General features: G+C 69.8%; 11 protein-coding genes, 1 pseudogene and 1 riboswitch. Of the genes and pseudogenes, 5 read left to right on the top strand and 7 right to left on the bottom strand.

The window, feature by feature from the left end:
* Nucleotides 1–63 precede the first annotated feature (63 nt).
* Nucleotides 64–1,002, bottom strand: coding sequence for an NlpC/P60 family protein (locus O7553_RS27335; protein ID WP_281552430.1), 939 nt, complete (start codon nucleotides 1,000–1,002; stop codon nucleotides 64–66).
* 98 nt (nucleotides 1,003–1,100) lie between these two features.
* Nucleotides 1,101–1,244: riboswitch (cyclic di-AMP (ydaO/yuaA leader) on the bottom strand.
* 257 nt (nucleotides 1,245–1,501) lie between these two features.
* The gene (locus tag O7553_RS27330; RefSeq protein ID WP_281552429.1) at nucleotides 1,502–2,545 is read right to left on the bottom strand and encodes an NlpC/P60 family protein; all 1,044 of its coding nucleotides are present in this window, start codon (nucleotides 2,543–2,545) and stop codon (nucleotides 1,502–1,504) included.
* Between the two features lie 735 nt (nucleotides 2,546–3,280).
* Here O7553_RS27330 and O7553_RS27325 point away from each other — a divergent pair.
* Nucleotides 3,281–3,970 carry a GPP34 family phosphoprotein gene (locus tag O7553_RS27325; protein ID WP_281552428.1) on the top strand — a complete coding sequence of 230 codons (690 nt, stop codon included), beginning with the start codon at nucleotides 3,281–3,283 and terminating at the stop codon, nucleotides 3,968–3,970.
* Here O7553_RS27325 and O7553_RS27320 read toward each other — a convergent pair.
* From O7553_RS27320 to O7553_RS27310, 3 genes are all read right to left on the bottom strand, one after another.
* On the bottom strand, nucleotides 3,967–4,551 hold the full coding sequence (locus O7553_RS27320) for a VanZ family protein (RefSeq protein ID WP_281552427.1): 585 nt from the start codon (nucleotides 4,549–4,551) through the stop codon (nucleotides 3,967–3,969). The two genes, O7553_RS27325 and O7553_RS27320, sit on opposite strands and share 4 nt — an antisense overlap.
* Before the next feature lie 10 nt (nucleotides 4,552–4,561).
* Nucleotides 4,562–6,790, bottom strand: a complete 2,229-nt coding sequence (locus O7553_RS27315; RefSeq protein ID WP_281552426.1) for a heterodisulfide reductase-related iron-sulfur binding cluster — start codon at nucleotides 6,788–6,790, stop codon at nucleotides 4,562–4,564.
* Between the two features lie 263 nt (nucleotides 6,791–7,053).
* Nucleotides 7,054–7,317: a cell division protein CrgA gene (locus O7553_RS27310; RefSeq protein WP_123606549.1), complete on the bottom strand. Its 264-nt coding sequence runs from the start codon at nucleotides 7,315–7,317 to the stop codon at nucleotides 7,054–7,056.
* 230 nt (nucleotides 7,318–7,547) lie between these two features.
* On the opposite strand from O7553_RS27310, the gene O7553_RS27305 reads away from it, so the two are divergent.
* The 4 genes and pseudogenes from O7553_RS27305 to O7553_RS27290 all read left to right on the top strand — a co-directional run bounded on the left by O7553_RS27305 (nucleotide 7,548) and on the right by O7553_RS27290 (nucleotide 10,497).
* Nucleotides 7,548–8,360 carry a DUF881 domain-containing protein gene (locus tag O7553_RS27305; RefSeq protein ID WP_281552425.1) on the top strand — a complete coding sequence of 271 codons (813 nt, stop codon included), beginning with the start codon at nucleotides 7,548–7,550 and terminating at the stop codon, nucleotides 8,358–8,360.
* Nucleotides 8,361–8,617: 257 nt separating this feature from the next.
* Nucleotides 8,618–9,529: pseudogene (locus O7553_RS27300) on the top strand (class E sortase); the annotation flags it as partial.
* Between the two features lie 3 nt (nucleotides 9,530–9,532).
* Complete coding sequence (locus O7553_RS27295; protein WP_281552424.1) at nucleotides 9,533–9,832, top strand: hypothetical protein; 300 nt, start codon at nucleotides 9,533–9,535, stop codon at nucleotides 9,830–9,832.
* 14 nt (nucleotides 9,833–9,846) lie between these two features.
* Entirely contained in the window at nucleotides 9,847–10,497 is a 651-nt protein-coding gene (locus O7553_RS27290; protein ID WP_281552423.1) for an aminodeoxychorismate/anthranilate synthase component II, read from the top strand.
* 35 nt (nucleotides 10,498–10,532) lie between these two features.
* On the opposite strand, the gene pknB is transcribed toward O7553_RS27290, so the two are convergent.
* Nucleotides 10,533–12,368 (bottom strand): Stk1 family PASTA domain-containing Ser/Thr kinase, encoded by a 1,836-nt coding sequence (gene pknB, locus O7553_RS27285; protein WP_281552422.1) that lies wholly within the window; start codon nucleotides 12,366–12,368, stop codon nucleotides 10,533–10,535.
* Nucleotides 12,365–13,879 carry a serine/threonine protein kinase gene (locus O7553_RS27280; RefSeq protein ID WP_281552421.1) on the bottom strand — a complete coding sequence of 505 codons (1,515 nt, stop codon included), beginning with the start codon at nucleotides 13,877–13,879 and terminating at the stop codon, nucleotides 12,365–12,367. Before O7553_RS27280 ends, pknB begins: the two co-directional genes overlap by 4 nt.
* Between the last annotated feature and the right edge of the window lies 1 nt (nucleotide 13,880).

Below are 13,880 nucleotides of genomic sequence, written 5' to 3'. Positions count from 1 at the left end.
GCCGGTGCTGCCGCTTGACGGGGGGATCAGCGACACGCGCCAGGCCATGGGGAGGAGTGAGGTCTAGCCGGGCCTGCCGTAACTGTGCACACTCGAACCGATTTTGCGCATCTGCACCGGTTCGCCCGCCTGGGAGGCGTGCACGATCCAGCCGTTACCCACGTACATGCCGACGTGGGAGAGCCCGCTGTAGTAGAAGATGAGGTCGCCGGGGCGCAGCTGGTCCCGGCTCACATTGGCGGTCACCTGACGCTGCCGGGCCGCGTTGTGTGGCAGTGAGACACCGGCCTGCCCCCAGGCGGCCAGGGTGAGACCGGAGCAGTCGTAGCTGCCCGGTCCTGCCGAACCCCACACGTACGGCTTGCCGATCTGCGCGCAGGCGAAGGTGACGGCCTTGCCGGCCGCACCGCCGGGGTAGGTCGCCGGGCAGGGCGCGGGACGCAGCGAGCCGAGGGTGTTGGTCGAGCCGTACGCCTCCAGGCGCAGGTCCTGCAACCGGTCGACCTCGGCGTCGATCTCCTTGGCCTTCGCCGCCAGCTGGGCCTCGGTACTGGTCAGCTCGACGATCAACTCGTCGAGCGGGGCCTTCTTCGCGGCGTACTCGTTCCTGAGGTCGACGACGGCCTGCACGTCACGGGCCTGCCGGCGGGCGAACTGGTCCAGCAGCTCGAGCTGGTCGGCGAGGTGGGTCGGCTTGCCGTTGGTGAGAATCGCGTTGAAGACCGACGGGCTACCACCCTTGTACGACCGCGCGGCGAACTCGCTGACCCGGTCCATCGCCAGGTCGATCTGGATCTGCAGCGGCTTGATCTTCTTCTGCAGTTCGTCCGCCTGCTTCTTCTTGGCGGCGAGATCCTGCCGTACGGCGTTGTGCCGTTCGATCGTCGGTTCGAGCTCGGCCCAGACCTCGTCAATCTGCGACTCGATTTCGGCGACGGTCGGCTGCGCCTGCGCCGGCGCTCCGACCAGCAGCAGACCGACGCCGGTGGTGGCGGCGATCAACGCGGTGAGTATTCGTCGAGGGTCGTGCGGCGTTCTTCGCCGATGGTCGCGGCTGGACCACCGGAGGTATCGCCGAGGGGCGCTCGTAGCCACCGGACTCCTTCTCCCCAGACCGCCTACCGGGTTAGCTGACGGGTTCGGGCGGAAAGGAGACGCCCTACCGCAGGTGGTCTGCGGATTCACCCCGGGAGTGCCGTGGGTCCCCGGCTCGCCGTCAGGCGGCGATTAGGTGGTGTCAGGTCGAGGTCAACCCGGTTGGTTGACGTCCTCCCGACTCGACGATCCCCAAGGTTAGAGAGCAGCGTTCTCGCTACGCAAGCGAGAACACAGACTATCTCATTGAGTACGCGGACGATTGCGCATCGTGCATAGGCTGCCACCGTTCAAGCGTTCGAATTTTGCTGGGCGGACCGGCCCGTTCAGACCGGTCCGACCGTACGTTCGGCTGGCCAAAGCACGTCACTCAGATTGCCCTGGCGAGCGGGCTGACCTGCTGCGATCAGCCGACCCGCTTGAATCCGGCGAGCGGCATGTTGTCGATGTTCTCCATCTGCACGGGTTGACCTGCGCGTGGAGCGTGCACCATCAGGCCATTACCGATGTAGATCCCCACGTGATGCAGATCACTAAAGAAGAACACGAGATCCCCTGGTCTGGCGTTGGCGCGACCGACCGAACTGCCCTGATTCCACTGAGTTCCGGTGTAATGCGTGAGACTGACACCGGCACTTGCCCAGGCATACTGGGTCAGGCCGGAACAGTCGAACGCGTTCGGCCCGGTGGCACCCCAGACGTACGGCTTGCCGAGTTGTGCACACGCGGTGCGTACCGCGGTCCCGGCGGCTCCACCGACCGACACCGCCGGACACGGGCCGGAGGCACCAGATCCGCCGGTGTAGCCGGTGGACTGGTACGCGGCGTTTCGCGCCCGTTCCAGGCGCTTGATCTCGGCGTCAATGGTCTTGCGCTGCTCGGCGAGCGTCTTGTCCTGTGCCTGCTGCTTCGTGATCAACTCGTCCAGCGTCTGCCGTTCGGCGAGATAGCGGTCGCGGGTCTCCAGAACGGCGGTGATCTTTTCCTGCCGACGCTTGGAGATCCGGTCCAGCACCACGAGCTGATCCGCCAGGCTGGTCGGTGATCCGGTCCGGAGGAGTGCGTTCAGCTCGCTCGACGGCCCGGTCCGGTAATAGCGGTTGGCCACCTCACCGATCTCGTCCGCCGCCAGGTTGGCCTGCAGCGACAGCGGGCGGATCTTCTCGTCGAGCGCAGCCGCCTTCTTCTCGTTGGCCTTGAGCTCGCTGTGCACCTTGTTGTACTGCTCGATGACCGGTTCCAGTTTCAGCCACTGGGCGTCCAACTCGGCTTCGATCTCAGCGAGCGTCGGCTCGGCGTGAGCCGGAACAGCCGGGAAGACCAGTGCGGTTACGGTAAGCAACAGCGCAAACGCGATACGCTGAAGAACTCGTACACGCGGATGCTCTCCGCGTCGATATGGGGACCCACTGTGACGATGGATGTGCGAGTTTGCGAGCGCACGTGCCATTGGCAGCGACTCCTTCAATGGTCGATCGCTGGGGCCTCACGGGCGGGGGTACGGAGGCCGACATCCGCAGCGGTCGGTGCATCACCTTATTGGAAAGCGCGGCGTTCGTTCAAGACCGCCTGCCGTCTCTGCTTCATTGCAAGCAGCTGCTCGTCGCCGCCCGCAGCCGCTGCTTCTCTCGCAGCTACCGTTTCTCCTGCAGGCACCGGGCTGGGCGGTTAGCGTGTTGACTTCCTCCCCGCCCTGGAGGAACGGAGATTCCCTGGGTCGCCCCAGGGGGTTCCTGCTACACCGACGACCGCCCCGTCCGAGAGGAGGACTCCTGGTGAGGTCTCACACCGCCTCCACAGGCAGTCACGGAGAGCCCCTCCGCGAGGATCGTCTGGGTTTCACGAACGAGCCGAGTGGTCAACTTGTGCAGGTGATCACGGCGGCGGTCGGCGCTCCGGGCATGAACCCGGGCCACCGCCAACCGGGCCTTGGCCCGGTTGGCCGAACCTCTGGCCCTGCGTGCGAGGTTCCGCTGGGCGCGGGCCAGCCGCTGCCGGTCACGGTGTTCATGTCTCGGGTTGGGGATCTTCTCCCCGGTCGACAGGGTGAACAGGCTGTCGAGGCCGGCGTCGACCCCCACCACGGCAGTGGTGGCCGAGGAAGGCGAGGTCGTGCCTGCCCTGCTTCCGCAGGGTTCCGGTTCCTCCCCGGCCGCAACGCCGGAGTATCCACGGAAGGACTCTGATGACGTCGCTCAGCCTCGCGGAGGAGCTGGTCCTGCTCAGCTATGACGATTCCGGGACCGCGACCGTCGCTTCCCCCGAGCTCGACTATGCGGTCGCCGGGGCGGTGTTGTGCGACCTCGCCGTCGGCGGGCAGATTTCGATCGACACGGACGGCCGGGTGCAGGCCGGCGACGATCCCGGCAGCGGGTACGCGCCCGGCAGCGACCCGGGTCGGAAGCTGCTCGACCGGGTACGGACCAGGATTCTGGCCGAGCCTGGCCGCGCGACCCGCGACTGGGTGGTCGATCTGTCCCACGGTGTAGTCGACGAGGTACTCAACGGGCTGGTCGTCTCGGGGGTGCTCCGCCGGGAACGGGACCGGGTGCTCTGGGTGCTGCCCCGGACCAAGTTCGCTCCGCCGGACGGCGGCGAACCGCCCGCCGAGACGGAGACCCGGCGACGGCTGGCCGCCGCCGAGCGCGGCGCCGGACCGGTCGGACCACGTACCGCCGCGTTGGCCTGCCTGCTGAACGCACTCGACGTGCCGGACGTCGGTGCTGCACCACCTTTGGACGCGCGGCGCCGGCCGCCCGCAGTGCTCGGGCCGGCAGCCTGGCCGATCGCTGCGACCACCGACGTCGTCGCCGGGTACCGGGCAACGGTCGCCCGCAGCGTCTTCACCGCCACCGACGTCGCGACTGGCAGCTAGCTGACCTTGGTAGGTGACGGCGCGAACCGCCGCCACAGCAACCGGACCACGCCGCCGCCGACCGCCCCGATCAGCACCCCGGTCGCGTTGTTGACCCAGTCGTAGCCGACACACTCACGGCCGACGCCGAGCACCGCCTGGCCTACTTCGACGACCACCGGGGCCAGCAGGAGCAGCCCGGTGGCCAGCGCTGGCCGGCGGACCGCCAGCACCGTGCAGAACGCCAGTGGTACGAACATCGCCACGTTGCCGACCCGTTCGCCGAGCGAGTCGACGGTGACCAGCCCGGACCACAGCACCGCCGGATCGGTGAGCGACCGGAGGCACGCGGCGAAGACCTCCCCGTCCGGGCCGGAAACGGAGACCCCGGGGGCGAGCGGTACGCCGGACCCGGTCGGTGCCGGTGGCAGGGTGAGCGCGGCGATCGCGGCAGCGCCGAGAAGCATCCCGAGCGTCGGCCAGCGTGCCCAGCCGAGCCGTACGGCGAGCGGCCGGTGCGCCAGCAGGCTCACGCCGGCCAGCGCCGCGAGGGTGAGGAACGGCCAGGGCTGGGAGAGGAACTCGCGGGCCCAACCCAGCACCCGCTTCTCCCTACTCCTCGGCCGACGATGACGCCGACGATGCTACCGCCGGCTTGACCGACCTGAGCAGCACCGTCGCCACATCGACGACCTCGACGTTCTCGTCCGCCGCGCCGCTGGACTGCTTGCCGGTGACCCCGTCGCCGAGCATGGTGTAGCAGAAGGGGCAACCGACCGCGATGGTCTGGGCACCGGTGGAGAGCGCCTCCTCGACCCGGTCGACGTTGACCCGTTTGCCGATCCGCTCCTCCATCCACATCCTCGCCCCGCCGGCGCCGCAGCAGAACGAGCGTTCCGAGTTGCGCGGCATCTCCCGCAGCTGGGCCGCGTCGCCGCCCGCCCCGGCGCCTGCGGTCAACGCGGCACCGAGCACTTCCCGGGGCGGGCTGAACACCCGGTTGTGCCGGCCCAGGTAGCACGGGTCGTGGTAGGTCAACCCACCGTCGACCGGGGTGACCGGGGTGAGCTTGCCGGCGGTGACCAGGTGGGCCAGCAGTTGGGTGTGGTGTACGACGTCGAAGTGGCCGCCGAGCTGGCCGTACTCGTTGCCGAGGGTGTTGAAGCAGTGCGGGCAGGTCGCGACGATCTTGCGTCTCGCCGGCTCCCGGTCGCCGAACGCCTCGTTGATGGTCTCGACGTTCTGCTGGGCCAGCATCTGGAAGACGAACTCGTTGCCGATCCGCCGTGCCGGGTCGCCGGTGCAGGTCTCGCCCTCGCCGAGGATGGCGAAGTCGACGCCGGCTTCGTGCAGCAGGGTCGCCACCGCGCGGGTGGTCTTCTTGGCCCGGTCCTCGAACGCGCCGGCGCAGCCGACCCAGAACAGGTACTCGAAGTCGTCCACCTCGCCGACCCGGGGCACCGCGAAGTCGAGCCCCTTGGTCCAGTCCTCCCGGGTGTTCGGTGGAGCACCCCACGGGTTGCCCTTGTTCTCCAGGTTACGCAGCATCACGCCGGCCTCGCTGGGGAAGCTCGACTCGATCAGCACCTGGTAGCGGCGCATGTCGACGATGTGGTCGACGTGTTCGATGTCCACCGGGCACTGCTCCACGCAGGCCCCGCAGGTGGTGCACGACCAGAGCACGTCCGGGTCGATGACGCCGCCGTCGTCGGCGCCGCCGATCAGCGGGCGGTCGGCCTCGGCCAGCGCCAGGGCGTCGACCTTGGCGAGTTGTTCGGCCGTGCCCTTCTCCTCGCCGGTGAGATCCTTTCCGCCGCCGGCGAGCAGGTACGGCGCCTTGGCGTAGGCGTGGTCGCGCAGCGACAGCACGAGCAGCTTCGGCGACAGCGGCTTGCCGGTGTTCCAGGCCGGGCACTGCGACTGGCAGCGGCCACACTCCGTACAGGTGGTGAAGTCGAGCAGGCCCTTCCAGCTGAACTGTTCGACCTGAGCGACGCCGAACTGGTCCGACTCCGGGTCGGCCTCTTCGAAGTCGAGCGGCTTGCCGTCGCTCATCATCGGCCGCAGCGCGCCGAGGCCGGAGTTGGGCCGGCCGGGGTCCCGCTTGAAGTAGATGTTGAAGAAGGCGGCGAACCGGTGCCAGGCCACCCCCATGGTCAGCGTCAGCGCGATGACGATCAGCCAGGTCATCGAGATGAGAATCTTGATCAGGGCGGTGATGCTGATCGCCGATTCGGAGGCGGGCAGGACGGCACCGAGCGCGTGGCTCACCGGGGTGGCCCAGACCGGGAAGTCGAAGTGGTCGGTGGCCACCCGGAAGCCACGGATCAAGAAGCCGCAGATCAGTACGGCGAGCACGACGGCTTCGACGAAGTAGCCCTGCCACATCGTCGAGCCGGTGAACCGTGACCGGCCGCCGGCGCGGGTCGGCCGGTTCGCCAGCCGGATCCCGATCAGCACGCCGATACCCGCCATGCCGAGGATCGAGATGAGCTCGGTGACCAGCCCGTACAGCAGCCAACCGCCGATCACCGGAATGCCGCCGCCGGCGTCGACCACCTCGAAGTACGCCTCCAGTACGAGGATGGAGAGCACGATGAAGGCGACCATGACGAACCAGTGGGCCGCCCCGACGACGCTCCATTTGAGCATCCGGGTGTGGCCGAGGGTTTCGCTCAGCATCACCTTCGCCCGGGTGGCCGGGTCACCGGTGCGGTGCGGGTCGGCCTTGCCGAGTCGGATGATCGAGACGAACTGCCAGACCGCCCGGCCGGCGAGCACCACCGCGACGGCGGTGACGATGGCGGCGACGACCGTGGTGACGATCTGGACCGTACCCATTCGTTGGCCTCCCGGTGTGCTGGACGAGCGGCAGAGTGACCGGAAGGCCGGTCACGGAGCTTCAGCCTACCGCCAGGTTACCCATGGGTAATGTGACGAGCGTCGCACCGGACCGGCGCCCGGTACTCGCCACCCTATGGCAGCGTCGCCGCCGCGCCGCCGCCCGGCCCTCGATAAAACAGCAGGTCGGCCGGCGTCCTCGGGGACACCGACCGACCTTGGGCGGCACTGGCGGGCCGGCTGCGGACCGACTGTGAACCGGGTCAGCGCCAGCGGGAGAGCAGGATCAGCGAACTCACCATGGCGCCGAACCCGATCGCCAGGTTCCAGTAGCCCCAGGAGGCGACCGGGTAGGCGGTCTCCGACAGGTAGTAGACGACCAGCCAGCCGATGCCGAAGACGATCAACGAGACGGCGCTGATCGGCAACCAGACCGGACTCGGCTTGCGGGTGGCAGCCGTCTGGGTCGGGCGGACGTCGGTCGGCGGGGTGTAGACCTTCTTCTTGCGAACCTGCGACTTGGGCACGACGCTCTCCTGGTGGCTATCATCCGGCCCGGCAACCGGACGCAGCGGCGACGGTCCATGGCCAATAATGTTCAAGAGCTAGCGTAGTCAAGTTGCCGCGATCCGGCCACGGGCCGCAGCACGGCAGCAGCGACATTTGGGCACAACCAGGTCCACCAGGTGCGATAGACCGCCCAGGTGGTCCATTATGCGGACACTTGTCGATGGCCGGCAGGCGGAGAGGGGGCGAGATGGAGTACACCTCCGGCAGCGCGTCCTGGCGGGACGTGGTCCGGCGTGCCGTTCGCGGGCTGCTGCGTCGCCGGCGCGGCGCGGAGCAGCCCGGCTGGTCCGCCGGCGTACCGCTGATCGCGCTGCTCGCCGGCCTGCTGTTCACCACGACCGCCACCACCGCCAGCGGCACCAGCCTGCGGGAGGACCGTCGACCACAACTCGCGCAGCTGATCGACGACCGACGTACCCAGCTGGCCGCCGCCGAGGAACGAGCCGCCCAACTGCGCGACCAGGTCGACCAGCAGACGGAGCTGGTCGCCGGGTCGGACGAGCCGATCGCGCGGCAGCAGGCCCGGATCGACGCGAACCGGTCAGCGGCCGGCTTCACCGCGCTGGCCGGCCCAGGCGTCATCATCGAACTCGACGACGCGCCGCGGCTGACCGACCTGCCGGACGGTGCCAGCAACGACGACCTGGTGGTGCACCAGAGCGACGTACAGGCAGTGGTCAACGCACTGTGGGCCGGCGGCGCCGAAGCGATGTCAATCATGGATGTACGGGTGTTGGCGACCAGCGCGGTACGCTGTGTCGGGAACACGCTGTTGTTGCACGGCGGGGTCTACTCGCCCCCATTTCGGATCGCCGCGATCGGTGACCCCAGCGCCCTGCAGCAGGCGCTGGCCGACTCCGAAGGGGTGCAGTTGTTCAGGGACGCCGTGACCCACTTCCAGCTGGGCTACCAGGAGACCGTCGAAGCCGAGCTGACCGTGCCGGCGTTCGACGGCTCGGCAGCGCTGCGGCACACCACCGTTGCGGAGTCGGCGCGATGACCCGGCCCGGGGTGCCCGGCCATCCAGAGGCGCCCGGCCATCCCGACCAACCGCACGACTCGGGCCGGCACCGCACATACCACACCGACGACTCGACCACGGTGCTTCCCCGCTTCACCGGGCCGAACCCGGCAACGGCCCCGGGCCCGACACCCCCGGCACATCAGCACCCGCCCGGCTACTCGCCGCAGCAACTGGCCCAGTACCAGCGCCCCCGGCCGCCGGAGCGCGACGATGCTGCCCGCACGGCCGTCATCCCCGCCTACCCGGCCGAGCCGGCCGCGTCCACCACGGTGCTGCCGGTCGTGATCAGCAGCTACCAGCCGCCGCCGAACGGCGAGTCACCGGCCGGCAGCGGGCGGGATCCCGGCCCCGGCGAGCGCGACGGTGCCGCCCCCCGTCGCGGTGAGCGGGTGGTCAAGTTGCGACCGGAGCGCACCGACAGCGGTTACAAGAGCGTGTACTCCGAACTGACCAGACCGACCATCTGGACCGCGCTGCGCACCACCGCCCGGGTCACCGGGGAGCTGCTGATCACCTTCGGCATCGTGGTACTGCTCTTCGCCGGCTACGAGATCTGGGGCAAGTCGGTCATCGTCAACGCCCATCAGGACGAGCTCAGCGACCAGCTCGCCCAGCAGTGGGCCGAGGTGCCCGAGCCGGTGGTCAGCGACGGCCCGACACCCGAGCCCGAGGCGTCCCCCACCATCCAGGTGCAGGGCACCCCGGTCGCCGGGCTCTACATCCCGAAGCTGGACAAGAACTGGATCGTCGTCGAGGGCGTCGGCCAGGACGACATCCGGTACGCGCCGGGTCACTACCCGGACAGCGCCGGCCCTGGGGAGGTCGGCAACTTCTCGGTGGCCGGGCACCGCAACCGGGCCACCTTCTGGCGGCTGGACGAGCTGGGCGACGGCGACACGATCGTCGTCGAGGACCGGGACACCTGGCACGTGTACGCGGTCACCCGCAACCACATCGTGCTGCCCAACCAGACCGAAGTGGTCGCCGCAGTACCCGGCGACCGTCGGGCGCAGCCGACCGAGGCGATGCTGACCCTGACCACCTGCCACCCGAAGTTCGACAACTACCAGCGGCTGATCGTGCACGCGGCGCTGGTCCGCAGTCAGCCCAAGGCCGATGGCCGACCGGCGGAACTCGGCGGCTGAGCCATGTACGCCTGGATCTGGCGCAAGCTCCCGTTCGGCACGCCCGGCAAGCTGATCGGTTCGGCGCTGCTCGCCGGACTGACGGTCGTCCTGCTCTGGTACGTGGTCTTCCCGTGGGCGGAGCCGCTGCTGCCGTTCGACGACGTCCAGGTGACCGAGGACGGCGGCGGCACCGACCCCGGCGACGGCGGTCCGGCCGACGGCGGCGACGGCGGCGATCCGGACGGTGGCGGCGCCGACGACTACGAGCTGCCGTACGACACCGAGACGAACAACCCCGTACCCGATGAGAACGGCGACTAGAGTCAGGTGTCCGCGTGCGCGTACTGGTGATCGACAACTACGACTCGTTCGTGTTCAACCTGGTGCAGTACCTCGGCCAGCTGGGCGCCGACTGCGACGTCCGGCGCAACGACGAGATCTCCGTCGACGAGGTCGGCCGGCTCGGCGCGGCCGGTGTGCTGCTCTCCCCCGGTCCGGGTGCCCCGGACAGCGCCGGCATCTGCCTGGAGGTCATCGAGCGGTACGCCGGACAACTGCCGATCCTCGGCGTCTGCCTCGGTCACCAGGCGATCGGTGCCGCGTTCGGCGGGGTCGTCGAGCGTGCTCCCGAGCTGCTGCACGGCAAGACCTCGCTCGTCGAGCATCGGGGCGTCGGGGTGCTGGCCGGGCTGCCGGATCCGTTCACCGCCACCCGCTACCACTCTCTCGCGGTACGCGAGGACGGTCTGCCGGCCGAGATCGAGGTCACCGGGCGTACCGCGTCCGGGGTGGTGATGGCGATGCGGCACCGGAGCCTGCCGGTCGAGGGGGTGCAGTTCCACCCCGAGTCGGTGCTCACCGAGGGCGGCCATCTGATGCTGGCCAACTGGCTGGCCGGCTGCGGTCTGCCGCAGGCCCGGCAGCGGGCACCGCGACTCGCCGCCGAGGTGGAGACCCGGCGGCGAGCCGCGTTCGTGTCGGCCTGAGCGCAGGCCCGGCCGCTAGGACCGCGGGCCGCGACTCAGTCGAACAGCCGGGAGACAGGCGCGGTGGGCAGCAGGCCGCTCACTCCGCTGCCTGGGGTGCTGGAGCCACCACCACCGCCCTCGCCGTCACCGTCGCCCGGTGGCGGGCTGGTCGTCGGGGGTGAGCCGGTCGGCGACGGGCTGCCGGTCGGGTCCGGCGACGGCTCCACCTCCTGCCGGGGCTGGGAGACGACGATCTCCACCCGGGAGTTGACCCGGTGCTCGCCGTTGTTCGGACTCTGGCTGGTGACGATGCCGGCATCGGCCGGGTCGACTTCCTCCCCGTCGATCACCCGCGGGTCGAAGCCGCGGTTTTCAAGCGTCGCGACGGCCTGGGCTTCGGTGTAGCCGACGACGTTCGGCATGTCCCGCAGATTGTTGAGCGAGACGTGCACCTCGACCTCGCTGCCCACCTCCACCATCTCGCCGGCGCTGGGCACCTCGATCACCTGGTCCTTCGGTGCCGAGCTGTCCACCTCCTCGAAGACGGCGATCAGCTTTCGGTCGGTGAGCTGCTGCTCGGCGGCGCTGCGGGTGAAGCCTTTCATGTCGGGCACCTGGACCTTGCCCGGGCCGGAGCAGACGACGAGGGCCACCTCGGTGCCCGGTTCGACGGCGCCCGGCTCCGGTGACTGCTCGATGACGGTGTTGACCGTACAGTTCGCGTCGTCGCGAGGGGTGACGTCCGCTGTCAGCTGCAGGTCGGTGAGGGTCAGCTGGGCCTGTTCGATCTGCGCGCCGACGAGGTTGGGCAGATCGACGGTGACCGGCTCGTCGGGGGCGGAGTTCATCCAGATCAGCCCGGTGGCCAGGGCGATCACCGCGAAGACGCCCAGCGCGCTGAGCCCGGCGATGACCGCCGGCGAGGTCCGCCTCGGCGGCGGGCCGCCGACGCCGCCGGGGATCCGCTGGGTCGAGCCGGTACGCCCGGTGGCGCCCATCGCCGCGGTTTCGTCGTCGCGCAGCACCGGGGTGGCCAGCACCGGCCGGCCGGAGGCGGCGCGCAGCAGGTCGGCCCGCATCTCGCCGGCGCTCTGGTAGCGGTTGACCGGGTTCTTGGCCAGCGCCTTCAACACGATCGCGTCGATCGCCGGGGTGACGTCCCGGTTGATCTCGCTCGGCGCCCGAGGGTCCTCCCGGACGTGCTGGTAGGCGACGCTGACCGGGCTGTCGCCGACGAACGGCGGATGGCCGCAGAGCAGCTCGAACAGCACGCAGCCGGCCGCGTAGACGTCGGACCGGGCGTCCACCGACTCGCCCCGGGCCTGCTCCGGGGAAAGGTACTGCGCGGTGCCGATCACCGCCGAGGTCTGGGTCATCGTGGTCGCGCCGCTGGCCAGTGCGCGGGCGATGCCGAAGTCCATCACCTTGACCTGGTCGGTCTGGGTGAGCATGACGTTGCCGGGCTTGATGTCCCGGTGGATGATGCCGTGCCGGTGGCTGAACTCCAGTGCGGCGCAGACGTCGGCGCAGTATTCCAGGGCCCGACGCGGGTGCAGCCGGCCCTCGGCGGCGAGCACCTCCTTGAGGGTGCGGCCGTTGACGAACTCCATCACGATGAACGGCAGCGTCTCGCCGGTGGCGGCGTACTCCTCGCCGGTGTCGTAGACCGCGACGATCGCCGGGTGGTTGAGCGACGCGGAGTTCTGCGCCTCCCGCCGGAACCGTTCCTGGAAAGTCCGGTCCCGGGCCAGGTCGGTGCGCAGCATCTTGATCGCGACGTCACGGCCGAGCCGCAGGTCACGGCCGCGGTGAACCTCGGCCATACCGCCATAGCCGAGCAACTCGCCGACCTGGTACCTGCCACCTAGCAGGCGGGCCTGCGCGGTCATCGTCCTTGTCGTCCTTCGCTCGTCTGGTCGTCATCGGATCGGACCAAGTCGGGTGCTTCCATCGACGGTACGGGTCCCACGCTGGTTTCGACGTGTCCGGCTGCCATCTGGTTCTCAGCCGTAACCAATCGCACCACGGGTTGCCCCAGAGCGGCCGAATTGCTGGCGCTGTCGATGATCCGGTAAGCGACCAGCCCGGTGCAGAGCAACACGATCAACGCTCCGAGGATGATCGCCAGGACGGTGAACACTTGCCGGTGCAGGCCACCGGACCGCTGGGGCGGGGCTGGTGGCCGGTTGTAGCCGTACGGGTTGGGTGGACGACCCGAAGCGGGCAGGGGCTGCCGCGCCGGGGTGGCAGGGTGATGGTAGCCGGCCGGATACCCGCCCGGCATCATCGGCGCGGTGGCGGGCCGGTAGCCGGGTGGTCCGGGCATCGGCTGCCCCGGCGGCGGCCGCTGACCGGGCGGCACCGGATTGGGCGGCACCGAGCCGGGGTGCATCGGCCCTGGCGACATCGGGCCCGGAGACATCGGCCCGGGAGACATGGGTGCGGGGCCGGACGCCATCGGCGAAACCGGCGCTGCCGAGGTGGGCCGGGGCGCGGCCGGGTGCTGGCCGGGATGCTGCTGGCCCGGGTGCTGCTGGGCGTGTGGTGGCCGGGGCGGGCCGGCCGGTGGCCGGGGCTGGCCGGCGAGTGTGGTGGCGGCCTGCCGGGAGACGGCGGCCATCGTGGCGGCGCTCTGCCAGCGCGCCGCAGGATCCTTGGCGAGCGCGCGCTCGACGAAGCTGCGGACCACGGGTGGGATGTCCGACGGCAGCGCGCGCGGCACCTCCCGCACGTGCTTCATGGCGATTTCCAGCGGATTGTCGCCCTCAAACGGCCGCCGACCGGACAGACACTGGTAGGCGACCACGCCGAGCGCGTACACGTCGGAAGCCGGCGTCGCGACCGCGCCGGACGCCTGCTCGGGGGAGATGTACGAGGCGGTGCCGAGCACCGAGCCGGCGGCGGTCAACTGGCCGACGATCTCTGAGCGGGCGATGCCGAAGTCGGTCAGCACCAGCGTGCCGTTGGGTCGTACCAGCAGGTTGCCCGGCTTGACGTCGCGGTGCACGATGCCCTTTTCGTGGGCCGCGTGCAGCGCGTCGGCGGCCTGGGCGATCAGCGCCATGGTGCGGGCCGGGGTGAGCCGCCCGACCCGGGACAGGGTGCGCGACAGCGCGTCGCCCTCGACGTACTCCATCACCAGGAAGGCGATGTGCTTGTCGCTGCCGTAGTCGTAGACGTCGACCACGCCGGGATGGTTGATGGTGGCCATGGTGCGGGCCTCGCCGCGGAACCGCTCAGCGAAGCCGGGCTCCTCGAGCAGCGCGGGAAGCAGGCTCTTGACCGCGACGGTACGGCCGAGCACCTCGTCGGTGCCGCGCCACACGTCGCCCATCCCGCCGCTGGCGATGCGCTCGTCGAGCCGGTAGCGGCCGCCGAGCAGGACTCCGGAGCTCAGCATC

Source organism: Solwaraspora sp. WMMA2059 (genome assembly GCF_027497315.1).
Classification (GTDB): Bacteria; Actinomycetota; Actinomycetes; order Mycobacteriales; family Micromonosporaceae; genus Micromonospora_E.
This window is presented reverse-complemented; position numbering and strand designations above follow the sequence as displayed.